This window comes from Knoellia sinensis KCTC 19936 (genome assembly GCF_000768705.1).
GTDB lineage: Bacteria > Actinomycetota > Actinomycetes > Actinomycetales > Dermatophilaceae > Knoellia > Knoellia sinensis.
The window spans coordinates 235,701-252,483 of record NZ_AVPJ01000001.1 but is presented as its reverse complement, the minus strand read 5'-3'; the positions used below and the strand labels follow the sequence as shown (position 1 = coordinate 252,483).

Here is a 16,783-nt window from a genome sequence, read left to right as displayed (position 1 = left end):
AGTGGTGTGAGACTTCGGGGTGAGACGGTGACGAGGGGCGATGCACCCGACCGGCGTCGGCGTCGTCTCGTGGTCCTTGCGGCGCTCGCCACGCTGCTGCTCGTCGTCGTCGACATCGTGGGCGGACCTGGTCCGGGGCTGCTCCGTCGGGGCGGGGCGACGGTGCTGGGCCCGCTCGAACGTGCCCTCGCCCCGTCCGGCCCCGAGGCAGAAGGCGCTCTCCGCCAGGACCGGGATCGTCTTGCCAGCGATCTGCGCGAGGCGCGGCTGTCGACCCAGGACGCGGCAGCCCTGGCCGAACTTCTCGGCTCGCCCTCGACCGTCGGCGCAACCGTCGTCCCCGCCCGCGTCGTGGCGGTGGCTGCGCCGGGCCCACAGGGCCTCGTGCGGCTGACGATCGACGTCGGGAGTCGCGACGGCGTGAGCGCGGATCGGACCGTTGTGTCGGGGGAGGGGCTCGTGGGGCGAGTGGCCTCCGTGGGGCCGTGGACGAGTGACGTCCTCGTCCTGGGCGGGCCCGAGGTGACGGTGGGGGTCCGCGTGGGGTCGGCCGGGGCCTTGGCCACGGTCGGTGGCGCAGCGAGTGCTACCGGGCGCCAGCCGGGTGAACTCGGCCTGACACTCGTGCAGTCCGGGACTCTTCGCGTCGGTGACGAGGTTCGCACGCTCGGCAGCGTGGATGGCCGACCCTTCGTTGCGGGCGTGCTCGTGGGAACGGTCAGCGCCGTGGAGCCCCAGCGCGGTCGGCTCGCTCCGACCGGCACGGTGAAACCGGCCGTCGACGTCGGGACGCTCTCGGTGGTCGGGGTCCTCCTCACCGCACCCCGGTCGACCCCGCGTCCCTCGGTCACCGGAGGAGCGTCGTGACGCCGGCAGGTGTGGTCCTCCGCGGCGTCCTGCTGCTCGTCGGTGGGGTCCTGGGTGTCACCCTGGCGGCACGTCACCTCGCACCACTGCCCGACCTGGTCCTCGTCATCGTGGCGTCGGCGGCGCTCGCGTCCGGACCCCGCGCCGGGTTCACCACGGGTCTGCTCGGCGGCTGGTTGCTCGACCTCCTCCCGCCGGGTTCCGCCGTGCTCGGGACTCAAGCCGTCCTGTATGCCGTGTGCGGACTTCTCGTCGGCCTCGCCGCCCGTCCCGGGAAGGCGCCGTTGGTGTGGATCGTCACGGTGATCGCCGTGGCCTGCTGTGGCCTCGAGGCAGGGCGGGCCCTTCTGGCTCTGGCACAGGGGGTGCCTGTCGACGCTGCGTCGTCACTGGGGCGCGTGGCTGCGACGGCCACGGCGGCGCTGGTGATCGTGCCCCTCGTCGACTGGGCCGAGCAGTGGTCAGAACGTCGGCGGTTCGCATGATCGGCCCAGGGGTGCGGCCGAGGGACGGGTCCGCACACCTGGGGCGCTTCCTCGCGGTCGCGGCCTGCGTGGGACTGCTCTTCGTCGCCCTGTTCGCCCGTCTGGGGCAGGTCCAGCTCACGAACCACGCGGACTACATCACCGCCGCGGCGACGTTGAACACCCGCGAGATCGTCGTCCCTGCTGTGCGCGGTCGGATCCTCGATCGGAACGGGAAACCGTTGGCGGACAACACCTCTGTCACAGTCGTGACGCTGGAGCGTCGGATCGTTGCCGAAAGCGACGACGGCGCGAAAGGGTTGCTCGCTCGGGTGGCGGCGACGGTCCAGCGGCCCGTCGACGAGCTGGTGGCGCGCACGCACCTCTGCGGTGAGGAGGATGCGCCGCCGGCTCCAGCATGCTGGTCCGGCTCGCCCCAGGTGCCGATCCCCGTCGCGAGCGGCGTGGATCCGGAGCGTGCACTCAGTCTGGTCGAGCAACCGGACCGGTTTCCCGGGGTCGCGGTGGAGTCCGTTCCGATGCGCAGCTATCCCGCCCCGCTGGGCGTCAATGGCGCCCACCTTCTCGGCTATCTGGGGCGCGCGTCGGACAAGGAGGTCGCGGCGTCGAACGGCACGATCACTGCCGACGACCTCGTCGGCAGAGCGGGCCTCGAGCAGCAGTACGACGCAGTGCTGCGCGGAACCCCGGGCCGCACGGTGGTGTCGGTCGATCCTCGCGGCCTCGTCACCGGCGTCGTCTCTCGCACGGACCCCGTCCCCGGTCGTGACCTCGTCACGAGCATCGATGCTGGTGTCCAGGCGGCAGCAGAGAAGGCGCTGACCCGGGAGATCGCGTCGGCGCGCGCACGGGGTCTGCCGGCGGACTCGGGCTCTGCAGTCGTCCTCGACGTCGCGAACGGCGAGGTGGTGGCGCTCGCGAGTGCGCCGACGTACGACCCCAACGTGTGGACGGGAGGTATCTCGGCGAAGGAGTACGCCGCCCTGACCTCACCGACCGCCGGCACACCCTTGGTGTCCCGGGCCACCGGGACGGCGCTGGCGCCGGCCTCCACGCTCAAGGCGCTGAGCGTTCCGGCGGCCGTGGCGGCCGGGAATCCTCTCAACCGGACCTACGAGTGCGCTGGGAGCTATCGCATCGGCAACCGGACGTTCCGCAACTTCGAGTCGCGAGCCTACGGACCGATCACGTTCCACAAAGCCCTCGAGGTCTCCTGCGACACCGTCTTCTACGACGCGGCCTACCGGTCGTGGCTGGCCCTGGGTGGGCTTCGTGGGAGCGATGCCAAGGATCCGTTCCTGACGACGGTGCGGGACTTCGGGCTCGGTGCTCGCACCGGCATCGACCTCCCCGGTGAGAGCGCAGGGCGCATTCCTGACCGTGCCTGGAAGCGCGACACCTGGGAACGGACCAAGGACGAGACCTGTGAGCGGGCGAAGTCCGGGTATCCCGAGGTCGCCAAGACGGATCCGGGGCGGGCGGCATACCTCGTCTCGCTCGCGAAGGAGAACTGTGTCGATGGCGCGAACTTTCGCGCCGGCGACGCCGTCAATTTCTCCATCGGGCAGGGAGACGTCGCGACGACCCCGCTCCAGATGGGGGTGGCGTATTCCGCGATCGCCAACGGAGGTGTGGTGCGGGCGCCACGCGTCGGCGTGCGGTCGGTGGATCCGGTCTCCGGTGCGGCACAGGCGATTCCGGCGGGTCCCGAGCACCGGACGAACCTGCCTCCGGCCGTGGCGACCTACCTCCACGCCGCGCTGCGGGCCGTCGTGGTGAGCGGGACGGCGGCACCCACGTTCCGAGGAATGGCGGCTGATTGGCCGGTGTCCGGCAAGACCGGCACCTCCGAAGTCTTCGGGAAGTCCGACACCTCGTGGTTCCTGTCCTACGCGCCGACGAACAAGCCCCGGTATGCCGTGTCCGTCGCGGTCAGTCAGGGCGGCCACGGCAGCGAGACGGCGGCACCGATCTCCCGCTCGCTTCACGAAGCCCTCCGTCTCCTGCCCCGCTGACACTCCGCCAAGCCCGGGAACTTCACGGAGCCCAGGGCAGCTTCTGCCGCGTGTGTGAAGTTCCCGTCGTCGGGGGAGCGCGACGAGAGCGGACGGCATACCTCTAGGCTTTGCCGCATGGCTGACTTCGATCTTGTCGTTCTCGGTGCCGGACCCGGTGGCTACGTCGCGGCGATCCGCGCCTCGCAGCTCGGGCTCAAGGTGGCCGTCGTGGAATCCAAGTACTGGGGCGGTGTCTGCCTCAACGTCGGATGCATCCCCTCCAAGGCGCTCATCAAGAACGCCGAGCTCGCGCATGTGCTCCAGCACGACAAGAAGAAGTACGGCATCGAGGGTGACGCGACGATGTCCTACGGCCCGACCCACGCGCGGTCGCGCCAGGTCTCGAGCGGCATCGTCAAGGGCGTCCACTTCCTCATGAAGAAGAACAAGATCGAGGAGATCGACGGCTGGGGCACTCTCACCGGCCCGACCTCGATGGACGTCGCGCTCAACTCCGGTGAGAAGCGCACGGTCAGCTTCGACAAGCTCATCATCGCGGCGGGTGCTGTGACGCGGATGCTGCCCGGGATGCAGGTGTCGGAGAACGTCGTCACCTACGAGGAGCAGATCCTCACCGACCAGCTCCCCGGCTCCGTCGTCATCGCCGGCTCGGGCGCGATCGGCGTCGAGTTCGCCTACGTCATGAAGAACTTCGGCGTCGACGTGACGATCGTCGAGTTCCTCGACCGCATGGTCCCGACCGAGGACGCCGACGTCTCCAAGGAGCTCCTCAAGCACTACAAGAAGCTCGGGGTCAAGGTCATGCTGTCGACCAAGGTCGACGGCGTCGAGGACACAGGTTCGGGCGTCAAGGTGACGGTGTCCCCGGCCGCTGGCGGTGATGCCCAGGTGCTCGAGGCAGACAAGTTCCTCTCGGCGATCGGCTTCGCCCCCCGCACCGAGGGCTACGGCCTTGAGGCGGCCGGCGTGAAGCTCACCGACAAGGGAGCCATCGAGATCGACGACTACTGCCGCACCAACGTCGAGAACGTCTACGCCATCGGCGACTGCACCGGCAAGCTCATGCTCGCCCACGTGGCCGAGGCACAGGGCATCGTCGCCGCGGAGACCATGGCCGGAGCCGAGACCATGCCGGTCGAATACGACTTCATCCCGCGGGCGACCTACTGCCACCCGCAGATCGGCTCGTTCGGCTACTCGGAGGCTCAGGCCAAGGAGAAGGGCTACGACGTCAAGACGGCGACGTTCCCGTTCAGCGCGAACGGCAAGGCCATGGGCCTCGGTGACGCGGTCGGCTTCGTCAAGGTCGTCGCGGACGCGAAGCACAACGAGATCCTCGGCGCCCACATGATCGGGCCCGACGTCACCGAACTGCTGCCGGTGCTCAACCTCGCGCAGAAGTGGGACCTCACCGCCGACGAGGTGGCTCGCAACGTCTTCGCGCACCCGACGCTGTCCGAGGCCGTCAAGGAGTCGGTCCACGGCATCGTCGGCCACATGATCAACCTCTGATCCAACGAACGGCCTTCGGCCGCAACGCATTCGGTATGCCGTCCGCTCACCTCGAGCGGGCGGCTACCGGCTTTTCGGCCGCGCTGCTCAGGAGGGCAGCTGTGAGCCCACGTTGATGATGTTGCCGTCCGGGTCGGCGAACCACACGGACTTGAACGCGCCGTCAGCCATGCTCGCGACGCCATCAGTCCAGTCCGTGCCCTCGGCTTCCCAGGTTTGGAACTCCACGCCCTTGTCGCGCAGAGCCGAGATCTCGGCGTCGAAGGCATCGCCCGGAACCTCGAACATCATCGCCGTCGCCTTGTTGGTCCCCGCGAACTCCGACTGGTAGACGAAGAAGGTGCCTGAGCCTGACTGATAGGTGATGCCCTGGTCGAGCATGTCCGTCCCGGGGGAGAACCCCAGGGTGCCTTCGTAGAAGTCTCGGGCTCGTTGGAGGTCCGAGACGCCGAGACAGGTGACGGGAGTGCGTTCGCCGATCATGTCTGCTCCACGGGCGGACCGGACGACGGTCGCTCGGTCGGCCCCTTCGAGCCTAGGGAGGCCGCACACGACGGGCAATGAGTCGATCCGGCCCTCCGGGGGGTTCAGGTGGGCCAACCCGTGAACCGGCAGGGAAATGACCGCGGGGCGCCTCGGCTCGACGTCGGGTCCTTGTCAGGTCGACGCGGGCTCGTCCTCGGACATGAGGGTGGCGCGCGGCAGTGGTGAACCGGTCTCGAGGAGGGACTTGAGCGAGTCGAGGATCCAGACCCAGCCGTCGCGCACGTTCTCCTCGGTGAGCGGACTGCTCTCGAGGCGGTCGTGGACCAGGCGGAGGTGAGTCAGGCCCTCGCCGGCGCGGGTGAGGATCCACGACACGCGGCTCGCCGGCTCGGCCCCGAGCTCCTCGTCATAGACGGCGCGCCAGGTGTGGACGAGCCGGTGCGGTGGGTCGACCTCCTCGACCATCCCGTCCACGGCAACGGTGCCGTCCGGAAGGTGCGTCTGGAACGCCTCACCCGCAACGGGCGGAGTCGTCCAGTGGGTCGCGTGGAAGTACTGCCGCGTCGAGTCGGGGTCGGTGAGGGCGTGCCAGACGTCCTCGATCTCGGCCCGGATGTAGATCTGATAGACGTGCTCTGCGGTCATGGCTGCTCCTGGTGCGAGGTCTTGGGGCGACGTTCGGCGGCGCTCTGGAGGTCGAGCATCGCGCGCGTGAAGGGTTGTGCGTACTTGCTGACCCAGCGGTCCGCCAGTTGCGCGATGGGGACGGGATTGAGGTGGTGGTGCTTCTCGCGACCGACCTTCTCGGTCGCGACGAGGTCGGCCTCCTCGAGGACCGTGAGGTGCTTCATCACGGCGAACCGAGTGACCTCGGGGAAGAGGGCGACGAGTTCCCCGACGGTCTGCCCGTCGCGGACGAAGAGCGCGTCGAGGATCGCTCGCCGAGTCGGGTCGGCGAGCGCCCTGAAGACGAGCTGCTCGGCATCCATCCAGACATTATGTGACCAGATGGTCACATAATCAAGATGCGGCCGACGTGTGGTCCCGGACGACGTCCCTGTATGCCGTGACGATCGCCTCCGCGCTGCGCGCCGCTTCGTCTTCGTCGGTCTCGAAGCCCGTGATCGACAGGCGCATGACCTCTCTGCCGAGCCATTGGGCACCTCCGGTGAAGCACACCCCATCCGCACGGATCTGCGCGATGGTGGCGAGGGTGACGGCGTCCCCTTCTGCGTCAGACAGGTCGGACCCGAAGCGCACGACCACTTGATTGAGGACGACGTCGTTCAGCACCTCGATACCCGGTTCGAGCTGGAGGTGCGCCGCCATGAGTTGTGCGCATGCGCAGTGGCACTCGACGGTCTCGCGGATCCCATCCCTGCCCAGTGTCCGGATCAACGCCCACGTCGCGAAACCGCGCGCCCTGCGTGACAACTCGGGAACGTAGTGGGTGGGGTCGCGGTCGCCCTCCGCGGAGGTGGGCAGGTAGCTCGCGGAGATCGTCATCGATCGCTGGTGCGCCTTGGGGTCCCTGACGATGGCGAATCCGCAGTCATAAGGCGTCTGCAGCCACTTGTGGCCGTCGACGGCCCACGAGTCGGCGCCCTCGACCCCGTGCGTGAGCGCGGTCGTCCGCTCGGACACGCGGGCCCACAGGCCGAAGGCCCCGTCCACGTGCACCCACGCGCCCCGTGACCGTGCTGCGGGGACGAGTTCGGCGAAGTCGTCGAACGAGCCCGTGTTGATCTGCCCCGCCTGAAGGATGACGATCGCCGGGCCGCTCAGCGCGTCGATGATGTCGAGAGCGTCGTCCGTGGCGATGCGCCCCTGGTCGTCGACAGGAAGGCGGATCACCCGATCCCGGCCCAGCCCGAGGAGCTGCAACGCGGCATACACCGTCGTATGGGCCTCGGCCCCGATGGCGACCGTGATCTCTGGCGCCCCGAAGAGCCCGGCTCGCTCCACGTCCCAGCCGACACGTGCGAGGACTTCGCTGCGTGCCGCCGCGAGCGCCGTGAAGTTCGCCATGGTCGCTCCGGTGACGAATCCGACGGACGACGCTCGGGGCAGGTCCAGGAGGTCGAGCAGCCAGCCGGCCGAGACGGTCTCGGCGGCGGACGCGGCGGGGGAGGCCTCGTGGTTCCCGGCGTTCTGCCCCCACGCGCTCGTGAGCCAGTCGGCCGCGACCCCGGCCGGGTGCGAGCCGCCGATGACCCAGCCGAAGAACCGTGGCCCGGTTGCCGTCATCAGGCCCGGGTCGGCGAGGCGGATGAGGTCGTCCAGGACCTCGGTGGCGTCGCTGCCGGACTCCGGGACGGGCGCGCGGAAGTCGGCGAGCGCCGCGGCGTAGTCCACCTTCGGGGCAGCGGAGCGTGTCGGGATGTCACGCCGGAACGCCATCGCCGCCTCCGCGGCCTGACGCCACAGCGGGGCGAAGTCCTCTGGGCGGGACCGTGCCATGGCGATGAGTCTGCCTCCCGCTCCGCCCTCGCCACCATCGTCCGGTCGGATCACGGCCCTGCACTCCTTAGGATCACGGGGTGAGTTCGTTGGTCATCCGTCAGGCGCGTGTCGTGCCGATCCGGAACAGCCCCATCCCAGACGGTCCGGTCGATGTGCGGATCGTCGGCGACCGCGTTGCCGACATCGCGCCGACCCTGCCGCTCGACGGGAGCGACGAAGTGCTCGAGGCGCACGGCCGGTGGGTCATGCCCGGCCTCTGGGACCAGCACGTGCACTTGGGCCAGTGGGCGGCGACGGCGACCCGGTTGGACCTGTCACACGCCGGGAGCCCCGACGAGGTCACCCGCCTGGTCGCCGCCGAAGTCGGTGCCCGCCGCGATGGCGCCCCCGACACGGTCCTGCAGGGCTTCGGTCACCGCAGCGCGGCCTGGGACCGGCAACCGACGGTCGCCGAACTCGACGCCGTGAGCGGCGACATGCCCGTCGTCCTCATCAGTGGCGACGCCCACCACGGCTGGCTCAACTCGGCCGCGCTCCGGCTCCTCGACGTCCCTCCGCGAGACACCGTCGTCGAGGAGAACGACTGGTTCCCCGTCTTCGCGCGCCTCGACGAACTCACGACGACCGTGGAAGGCAAGCGGACGGCATACGCAAAGGTCTTGGACGCCGCCGTGCGGCGCGGCGTCGTCGGCATCCGCGAGATGGAGTGGGCCGACAACGCGACCGAATGGGTCGAGCGGTCCGACTCCGGTCTCGCCGTTGTCCGGGTCCGCACGGCGACGTATGCCGCGGGGCTGGCCGACGCGATCGCCGCCGGCCGCCGCAGTGGCCAGGTCCTCGACGAGGCCGGGCTCATCACCATGGGGCCTCTCAAGATCATCAGCGACGGGTCGCTCAACACACGCACGGCCTATTGCCACGAGCCCTACGTGGGTGACGACGTGCTGGAGTTCCCGCGGGGGCGGGCGAACAACAGCCCGGAGGAACTCGAGGAGCTGTTGCGATTGGCGACGGGGAACGGCCTCGACGTCGCCGTCCACGCGATTGGGGACGCGGCTGTGGGTATCGCGTTGGATGCGTTCTCGCACTCCGGAGCTCGCGGATCGATCGAGCATGCCCAGTTGATGACGATGTCCGATGTGGATCGCATGGGGCGCCTTGGCGTCGTGGCGAGCGTTCAGCCGGCCCACCTCCTGGACGATCGGGACGTGACGCACCAGTGCTGGCCGGACCGCGAGGACCGGTGCTTCCCGCTGCGGTCGATGATCGATGCGGGGGTCGTGCTGGCCATGGGGTCGGATGCGCCGGTGGCGCCGCTCGATCCGTGGGAGGCGATGGCTGCTGCCGTGCATCGCACGGGCGACGAGCGCGAGGAGTGGAACGCGAGGGAGCATCTCACCGTCGCCCAGGCGCTCGCGGCGAGCGTCGATGGCGCGGGGACTGTGGGGCAGGGGTCCGTGGCGGACCTCGTGCTGCTGGACGAGTCTCCGTTCGCGGGGGGTGAAGCGGGTGCGGAGGCTGCCGAGCATCTCCGCTCGATGCACGTCGGGATGACTGTGGTGGCGGGCCGAATGGCTCACTACGAGGCCTGACCCATTCGGGCCATGCGCGTGTGGCCCTGCTGTCGGTGCCATGGTCCGGGAGGGTGGACTTGTTGAAAACGCCCATAGCGCACGCGACGGCCCCATAGGGTGTTGGCCATCGTCGGTTTTCGACGAGTTCGCGGTGTTCTCAGGGGTGCTGGATGTCGAGGTCGCAGATCGTTGCCAGACGATCGCTCATGATCGGGTGGGATGCCGTCAGCTGGTTGCTGGCGCTGGTCGGGTTCACCCTCGTCCGTCACGAGTTCACGCTGTCCGAGCGGATGTGGGCCATCTCGCTCAGCTATGTGGCTGCGGCGATGGTGCTGCAGGTCATCGCCGGGCTCTACACGCACCTCTACCTCGGGCGATCCAAGGTCGGCAGCTTTGCGGAAGTGAGCGCGCTGGCCCAGATCGTCCTGGGCATCAGCATCGTGCTGGGTGTCGTCGGCTTCCTCACCGCGCCCGTGTTCTCACGTGGGCTCGCCTTTGTCATGCCCATGCTCGCCATCCTGTTCATGGCGGCCGGGCGCTGGGTCTTCCGGACGGCGCGCGACCGTCGTCGGGGGAGTCTGGGCGCGGGGGCGCCCGCGCTCGTCTATGGCGCGGGGGACGCCGGCGACCAGCTTGCGGCCCTGATCGACTCGGCGGATGACGCGCCCTACTCGATCGTCGGCTTCATCGACGACGACCCGAGCTTGCGTTATCTGCGCGTGCGGGGCTACCGCGTGCTCGGACGGGGGAGAGACCTCGTTCGGGTCGCGCAGGAGTCCGGAGCCGAGGTCGTCGTGCTCGCCATCACCCAGGCCGATCCGCAACTCATCCAGGATGTGGCTGACCGGTGCACCGAGGCCGGTCTCGAGCTCGTCGTCGTCCCGCCGGTGCGCGAGATGATCTCCGGGCGTGTCGAGCTCGACAAGCTCCGCGCCTTCAACGTCGCTGACCTCCTGGGCCGACGCCCGATCGAGACCGACCTGTCCGACATCGCAGACCACGTCGCGGGCAAGGTCGTCCTCGTCACCGGCGCGGGCGGGTCGATCGGCTCGGAGTTGGCTCGGCAGGTGCGCCGTCTGGGGCCGGCGAAGCTGATCCTGCTCGACCGTGACGAGTCGGCGCTCCACGCGACGAAGCTGTCGCTCGACGGCGACGGGCTGCTCGACACCGACGACACGGTGCTGTGCGACATCCGCGACAAGGACGCCGTCTGTGCGGTCTTCCAGCGGCTTGCTCCCGAGGTCGTCTTCCACGCTGCGGCGCTCAAGCACCTGCCGATGCTCGAGCGCTTCCCCGAGGAGGGGTGGAAGACGAACGTTCTGGGGTCGCTCAACGTGCTCGAGTGCGCAGCGAGGGCCGGGGTGCAGCACTTCGTCAACATCTCGACCGACAAGGCGGCCGACGCGACGTCCGTCCTCGGCCAGACGAAGCGGCTCGCCGAGCGACTCACTGCTTGGTATGCCGCCGACACCGGACTCACGTACCTCTCGGTCCGCTTCGGCAACGTTCTCGGCTCGCGTGGCTCTGTGCTCGACACGTTCCGGGCTCAGATCGAGCGGGGTGGGCCGGTGACCGTGACGGACCCCGACGTCACGCGCTATTTCATGACGATTCCGGAGGCCTGCGAGTTGGTGCTCCAGGCGGCCGTGATCGGCCACCCCGGTGACGTGCTCGTTCTCGACATGGGGGAGCCGGTTCGGATCGTGGACGTGGCGCAGCGCCTCATCGCGGAGTCGGGCAAGTCGATTGAAGTGGTCTACAGCGGACTTCGGGAGGGCGAGAAGTTGCACGAGGTGTTGCTCAGTGAGTCCGAGCGGGGACGCGAGACGGGCCACGAGTTGATCACCCAGGTGTCGGTGCCGCAGCTCGAGCCGGCCGACCTGAGGGCTGGCGAGCGAGTGGAACTCGACCTGGCTTCCTTCGGAATCGAAGCGCCGGCGCGGGCGGACGCTGGCGAGAGGGCGGCCTCGTGACGCTGGACGGAACCGGCGTGACACTGTTCCCGGCGGTTCCGGGTGGTGTGCGGCTCGCCGTGATCGGGTTGGGGTATGTCGGCCTGCCGCTCGCCGTGGAGTTCGCCAAGGTCTGTGGCGTCGTCGGCTTCGATATCAACGGCACGCGCGTCAAGGAGCTGTCGACGGGTTCGGACCTCACGCTCGAAGTGAGCACGGAGGAACTGGCCTCGGCGTCGCGACTGTCCTTCACCGAGGACGCTGACGACATCGCCGACTGCAACGTCTACATCGTCACGACGCCGACGCCGATCGATGCGGCCAAGCAGCCGGACCTCACGCCGGTCCTGTCGGCGACCGAGACGATCGCTCGCGTGCTGTCGCGCGGCGATGTCGTCGTCTATGAGTCGACGGTCTATCCGGGAGCGACCGAGGAGCAGTGCGTTCCGGTCCTCGAGGAGTTGTCGGGGCTGCGCTTCAATGAGGACTTCTTCGTCGGCTACAGCCCCGAGCGGATCAACCCTGGCGACAAAGAGCACCGACTCCCGACGATCGTGAAGGTCACGTCCGGGTCGACGCCTGCGGCTGCTGACTTCGTGGATGCGCTCTATTCGTCGGTCATCACCGCGGGGACGCACCGCGCGTCGTCGATCCGGGTCGCCGAGGCCGCCAAGGTCATCGAGAACACTCAGCGCGATGTGAACATCGCTCTGATCAACGAGCTGGCGATCCTCTTCAATCGTCTGGACATCGACACGGAGGAGGTGCTCAGGGCGGCCGGGTCGAAGTGGAACTTCCTCGGGTTCCGGCCAGGGCTGGTCGGTGGGCACTGCATTGGTGTCGATCCCTACTACCTGACGCACAAGGCGCAGGCTGTGGGTTACCACCCCGAGATCATCTTGGCGGGGCGCCGGCTCAACGACTCGATGGGTTCCTATGTCGCGTCGCAGTTGGTGAAGCGCATGACGAAGGAGGGCATCGGTGTGCGCGGGGCGCGGGTGCTGGTGCTGGGGCTGACGTTCAAGGAGAACACCCCGGACCTGCGCAACTCGCACGTGGTCGACATCCTGCGGGAGTTGGCGGAGTACGAGATCGCCGTCGACGTTCACGACCCGTGGGCGCGGGCGGATGAGGCGCGTCTGCACTATGGGATCGACCTGGTCGAGTCGCCGGAGCTGGGCTCGTATGCCGCGGTCGTCGTTGCGGTGGCGCACCGGGAGTTCGTCGAGATGGGTGCTGAACGCATCCGCGCGTTCGGGGACCCCGAGGGGCACGTCCTCTACGACCTCAAGTACGTCCTCGACAAGTCCGACTCCGACCTCCGGTTGTGAACGGCATGCTTTGTCCTTACTCATCGGGGGGCGGCGGAGCAAGCGAAGCGACGATCGCGCAGGTCGGCTGCCGGGGGTGTGCGACGTTTCCGGAGCCCGACTATGTCCGTGGAGGACGGGGCCCCTACGCGCTGAGGCCCGCGGCAGCTGTCGGCAGGGGCCCCCGTGGTAGCGGGAAGGCGCACAATGGCTAGCTCACGCCCCCCCATCTTCAAAGTGGTCCCTGGAATCAGAGAGATGAGGCGGCGCGCGCGCCGCTACCGCCGCCATTTCGGAAGTGTGCGGGGGAGTTGGTACGGCTGGCTCGACAGGCCCGGCGCAAGGGGTTTGAAATCTGTAACATTCGGCAACTACCCGGCAGTACTCATTCGGCGTGGAAATACGGACCTGCGAACGCTTTGCCACGTCCTTTGTGATCGTGGATACGAATTTCCGTTTGCAACGCACCGAACCGTGGACTGGATTGTCGATGCTGGCGCGAACACGGGGTTGGCCAGCGTCTACTTTGCAGAGAGATTCCCAGATGCGAGGATCATTGCCATCGAACCCGACGATGGCAACTTTGAGATCTTAGAGAGAAACACGCAGCGCTATGGCCAGCGAATTATTCGCGTTCGGGCCGCACTCTGGTCGACTACTGGCGTAGTTGACCTCGTAGACCCGGGCTCGGGCGCTTGGGCCATGCGCGTTCGGTCTGCTGCTGAAGACCAGGCCATCGATGGGAAAGTCGTGTCGGCGATTACTCTTAGCGATCTGATTCGGGAATTTGACATTGACAGAATATCCATTCTTAAGGTGGATATCGAAGGCGGTGAGAGTGAAGTGTTTCGCAATCCGTCAGCCTGGATCGAGCGCGTAGATTCCATTGTAATTGAGTTGCATGATCGATTTGTTCCTGATTGTTCAGCGATCTTTCACCGTGCCACGACGGCATTCTCCCTACGTGCAGTGAAGGGCGAAGACACGTTTGTGGCGCGATGATCCAGGTCGCCATCGGGGTGTGATTCTCAATCACACTCACCCAGGCGCTGTCCGATGTTGGATCTACGTCCGGAAGGCAATGCGGTGGGCGTTGACCTTGATCGCTGAAGCAAACGACCAGTTCTCGATTCTCCATCAAGACATCCGCCGTTGCCAGACAGTTTACCGAGGTCGTCCCACGAGCTGCCCAAGCTTCTTCAGGCCACATGGTGGCCCACGCGTGAGCCTGTCCGCTGCATTCGCCTACCAAACAATCAGGAGCCAACGTGGGACGCTCATCTGTGGCCGCAATTGTCGTCACGTTCAACCGCGCGGACGTGCTGGAGCACGGAGTAGGGGCTTTGCTGGCGCAGACGAGACCACCCGACGCGGTGTACGTGGTGGATAACGCCAGCACGGATGAGACCCGGCAACGTTTCGAGGTCAGATCCGATGTCGTCTATCTACGGGCCCCAGATAACGGCGGATACGCCTCGGGACTTGCTCTCGGGATCGCCACTGCCCGCCGGTCTGGGCATGACATGTTCTGGCTCCTGGATGACGATAGTGCTCCGTTGCCCTTGGCCTTGGCCTCTCTTCTCGATGTTGTCGATCGGTCTGGGGCGAGCCTTGGACTAATTGGCCTGCAGGGGGGTCTACTCCGATACGGAAACATCAAACATTTGAGCGCTGCGATGGCCCAGGCTGAGTGTGATGAAATCGTTGCTGGAGCGAGGGAGGTGGAATTCTCCCTCGTCGACGGGGCGCTGCTCCTCGATCCGGCCGCGCTGCTGGCAGGATCGCCCGACCGGCGTTGGTTCATGATGTTCGAGGATATCGATCTGTCATGGCGAATTCGCCGCGCGGGATTCAAGGTTGCTGTCCTCGAGCACGAACCGATTGAGCGTGGGCATCTCGGTTCGTCGGCCACAGGTCCAAAGAATCCGTGGCGCCGCTACTACTTGGTGCGAAATCAATTCCGGTGGGCAATAGAAACTCGTGACGTGCGGTTCCTGATTGGCACCACGCTCCGCTTTGTCAAGTTTACGGTGTCCGACGTCCGGCGGCAGCATTGGTCGAGCCCTGTCGCAACTGCGGCGGGTCTTCGTGACGCTCTCCTGAATCGGATGGGGCGCACTGTACCTCCGGGGGAGTTTCACTCCTTCAATCAGAATTAAGGCTAAGACTCACGGTCTCAGGCTGCCGATGGGAGCCTCGCTCCCGACGCCAACAGCTGCTTCGGTTGGCAAGAAACGAATAGGCGAGACTGGCCCCGGGCCGGGCAGCTTTGCGAGAGAATTACCCGGTGACCTCCGATCCTCCATGGCCACTCAAGGTGCGTCGGCGCGTAAGGGGACTGCCGCCATTGCGCGCTGCCTCAGTCCTGCGTCAAATCATCTCGCATCCAGCCAACCGGGGCGCACGCATTTCCGCGGTGCGTCGAAGCGTCGAGTGGCAACTGGCTTCACGGCGGAGTTCGTTGCCGCGGACCCTGAAGGTCTACGGGGACCTGCTTCTCCTGGCTTACCCGCGAAGCAACTCTGCATCGAACGTCATCTATTTCACGGACTACTTCGACCCCGCCGAGATGGGTTTCGTCAGCGGTTTCCTGAAGCCCGGTGATTGTTTCGTAGACTGCGGTGCAAACATCGGTACGTACTCATTGTTGGCGGCGTCCGTTGTGGGGCCATCTGGACGTGTCATCAGTTATGAGCCTGTGGCGATGACGGCTCATCGGCTCCGTGAGAACGTCGAGATCAACCGCTTGGGGTCGATCATCGATGTTCGTCAGGTCGCGGTCGGTGCTGCGCGTGGCTTGGCCCCAATAACCTCGAGTGGCGATGTGAGCAACACTCTCGTGTTGGGTGCCGCAGGCAGTGCAGCGACCGAGGAGGTCGAGGTCGTCCCCGTGGTTCCTCGTGACCTGCCCTGTACTCCACGGTTGATCAAGGTAGATGTTGAGGGGTTCGAGATGGCGGCGCTCGAGGGCATGTCGGAGATCCTGAGGTTGGACTCGCCCCCCGTTATCCTCATCGAGCTGACTCCACATCTGCTGCGTCGTGCTGGGACGTCTGCTACCCAGGTGGCGAGCCACCTGGTCGGTCGCGGCTTCTCAATGCCTGTCGCCGGTAATGGGCGGGCGCGGTTTGTGCCTGTCAACTTCCAGACATTTGACTTCGAGATGCGACAGGCGAACTATCTTGCGATTCCACCGGCTCACGCCGAAGCGGCTCAAGGGTTGCTTTCGGAACCTGGACCTGGCAGATGAGTGGGCTTGTTGCGAAGCGAAGTGCGGCCAGCCGAAGGTTCAACGCAGGAATGGCCATCGGGCCTGAGCGAGTGCCAATCGAAAAATGAGGGCGATGGCGCCTTTGCTTGGCTTGACCCGGAAGGACGTGAGTGCGGATCGTATTGCGACTCGATGCTTGCCCATTGAGGTTTGCATGAGCGCGATGCGGTACCAGCGGAACGCGTGGATTGCTGGATTCTGGGCGTAGAATTCGGGGTGCCGCCTAAGAAGCACCTCAGATGCTTGAATGCGGACCTCGGTGCCGTTTAGATGCCGGGGGCCATTGTGCTTACGCCACAAAAAGTCCGAACTCGAGAGGTGTACCTCGTTGGGGTGCTCCCGCCGCAACCGGATGCCCCAATCGATGTCTTCGCATGCGCGGAATTCTGGGTCCAGCAGGGGGCATATTTCTCGGGGGAGGGATACTGCGCCCATGGTTTCAGGGAGTTCGCGGTTGACTGAATTCAGTGTGATCGGCCTAGTTGACGGAGGTTTGGTGGGCGAGACGGCCCTGGCACCGAGTTCGATCGTGGCGCACCAGACAACGTCGGCCTCACTATGCGCGGCCAGGGCGTTTCTCAAGCGGTCGCGAGTCCACATGTCATCGTCGGCCAGGAATGTGACGTAACGGCCCCGCGCAAGGCCGAGCCCCATGTTGGCGCACGCAGCGAAACCGCTGTTGGATTCGCCGCGGATGAGGCGGATTCGTGGGTCGTCAGCGATAACCGGCGGTACGGGGCTTGCATCGTCGATCACGATGAGCTCCCAGTTTTGATGGCTCTGCGCTATGACCGACTCGATGGACTGCTGGAGGAGCACCTGCCGGTTGTACGTGGGCATAATGA

Annotated in this window: 15 protein-coding genes; 10 read left to right on the top strand and 5 right to left on the bottom strand. The window is 66.6% G+C overall.

All coding sequences use genetic code 11. The features are described from left to right. The first annotated feature begins 27 nt into the window (after positions 1 to 27). The 4 genes from mreC (at position 28) to lpdA (ending at position 4,882) form a co-directional block, all read left to right on the top strand. Positions 28 to 867 (top strand): rod shape-determining protein MreC, encoded by an 840-nt coding sequence (gene mreC, locus N802_RS01195; protein ID WP_169743375.1) that lies wholly within the window; start codon positions 28 to 30, stop codon positions 865 to 867. Then, a complete protein-coding gene (locus tag N802_RS19215; RefSeq protein ID WP_052109275.1) occupies positions 864 to 1,352 on the top strand; it encodes a hypothetical protein in 489 nt (162 codons plus the stop codon). The genes mreC and N802_RS19215 overlap by 4 nt, the downstream gene beginning before the upstream one ends. Further along, complete coding sequence (gene mrdA / locus N802_RS01185) at positions 1,349 to 3,367, top strand: penicillin-binding protein 2 (protein ID WP_052109274.1); 2,019 nt, start codon at positions 1,349 to 1,351, stop codon at positions 3,365 to 3,367. The genes N802_RS19215 and mrdA overlap by 4 nt, the downstream gene beginning before the upstream one ends. A gap of 117 nt (positions 3,368 to 3,484) precedes the next feature. After that, positions 3,485 to 4,882, top strand: a complete 1,398-nt coding sequence (lpdA, locus tag N802_RS01180; RefSeq protein WP_035910999.1) for a dihydrolipoyl dehydrogenase — start codon at positions 3,485 to 3,487, stop codon at positions 4,880 to 4,882. A gap of 87 nt (positions 4,883 to 4,969) precedes the next feature. Here the strand turns inward: lpdA and N802_RS01175 are convergent, their stop codons facing one another. The 4 genes from N802_RS01175 to N802_RS01160 form a co-directional block, all read right to left on the bottom strand. Further along, complete coding sequence (locus N802_RS01175) at positions 4,970 to 5,365, bottom strand: VOC family protein (RefSeq protein WP_035910996.1); 396 nt, start codon at positions 5,363 to 5,365, stop codon at positions 4,970 to 4,972. A 174-nt stretch (positions 5,366 to 5,539) separates the two neighbouring features. After that, the gene (locus tag N802_RS01170) at positions 5,540 to 6,013 is read right to left on the bottom strand and encodes an SRPBCC family protein (protein WP_052109273.1); all 474 of its coding nucleotides are present in this window, start codon (positions 6,011 to 6,013) and stop codon (positions 5,540 to 5,542) included. Continuing rightward, on the bottom strand, positions 6,010 to 6,357 hold the full coding sequence (locus N802_RS01165; protein WP_035910994.1) for an ArsR/SmtB family transcription factor: 348 nt from the start codon (positions 6,355 to 6,357) through the stop codon (positions 6,010 to 6,012). The genes N802_RS01170 and N802_RS01165 overlap by 4 nt, the downstream gene beginning before the upstream one ends. A 31-nt stretch (positions 6,358 to 6,388) precedes the next feature. Beyond that, positions 6,389 to 7,882, bottom strand: coding sequence for a pyridoxal phosphate-dependent decarboxylase family protein (locus N802_RS01160; protein ID WP_211254321.1), 1,494 nt, complete (start codon positions 7,880 to 7,882; stop codon positions 6,389 to 6,391). 26 nt (positions 7,883 to 7,908) lie between these two features. Here N802_RS01160 and N802_RS01155 point away from each other — a divergent pair, with 26 nt between their 5' ends. From N802_RS01155 to N802_RS01135, 6 genes are all read left to right on the top strand, one after another. After that, entirely contained in the window at positions 7,909 to 9,423 is a 1,515-nt protein-coding gene (locus N802_RS01155; RefSeq protein ID WP_035910991.1) for an amidohydrolase, read from the top strand. Between the two features lie 152 nt (positions 9,424 to 9,575). Further along, positions 9,576 to 11,378, top strand: coding sequence for a polysaccharide biosynthesis protein (locus N802_RS01150; RefSeq protein ID WP_052109272.1), 1,803 nt, complete (start codon positions 9,576 to 9,578; stop codon positions 11,376 to 11,378). Further along, a complete protein-coding gene (gene tviB, locus N802_RS01145) occupies positions 11,375 to 12,688 on the top strand; it encodes a Vi polysaccharide biosynthesis UDP-N-acetylglucosamine C-6 dehydrogenase TviB (RefSeq protein ID WP_281175111.1) in 1,314 nt (437 codons plus the stop codon). Before N802_RS01150 ends, tviB begins: the two co-directional genes overlap by 4 nt. Positions 12,689 to 13,141: 453 nt before the next feature. Next, the gene (locus tag N802_RS19805) at positions 13,142 to 13,669 is read left to right on the top strand and encodes an FkbM family methyltransferase (protein WP_169743374.1); all 528 of its coding nucleotides are present in this window, start codon (positions 13,142 to 13,144) and stop codon (positions 13,667 to 13,669) included. Positions 13,670 to 13,950: 281 nt separating this feature from the next. Next, positions 13,951 to 14,826: a glycosyltransferase gene (locus tag N802_RS19210; protein ID WP_052109271.1), complete on the top strand. Its 876-nt coding sequence runs from the start codon at positions 13,951 to 13,953 to the stop codon at positions 14,824 to 14,826. A 302-nt stretch (positions 14,827 to 15,128) separates the two neighbouring features. Then, complete coding sequence (locus N802_RS01135; RefSeq protein WP_035910985.1) at positions 15,129 to 15,917, top strand: FkbM family methyltransferase; 789 nt, start codon at positions 15,129 to 15,131, stop codon at positions 15,915 to 15,917. 39 nt (positions 15,918 to 15,956) lie between these two features. On the opposite strand, the gene N802_RS19205 is transcribed toward N802_RS01135, so the two are convergent. Next, positions 15,957 to 16,778, bottom strand: coding sequence for a glycosyltransferase (locus N802_RS19205; RefSeq protein WP_052109270.1), 822 nt, complete (start codon positions 16,776 to 16,778; stop codon positions 15,957 to 15,959). Between the last annotated feature and the right edge of the window lie 5 nt (positions 16,779 to 16,783).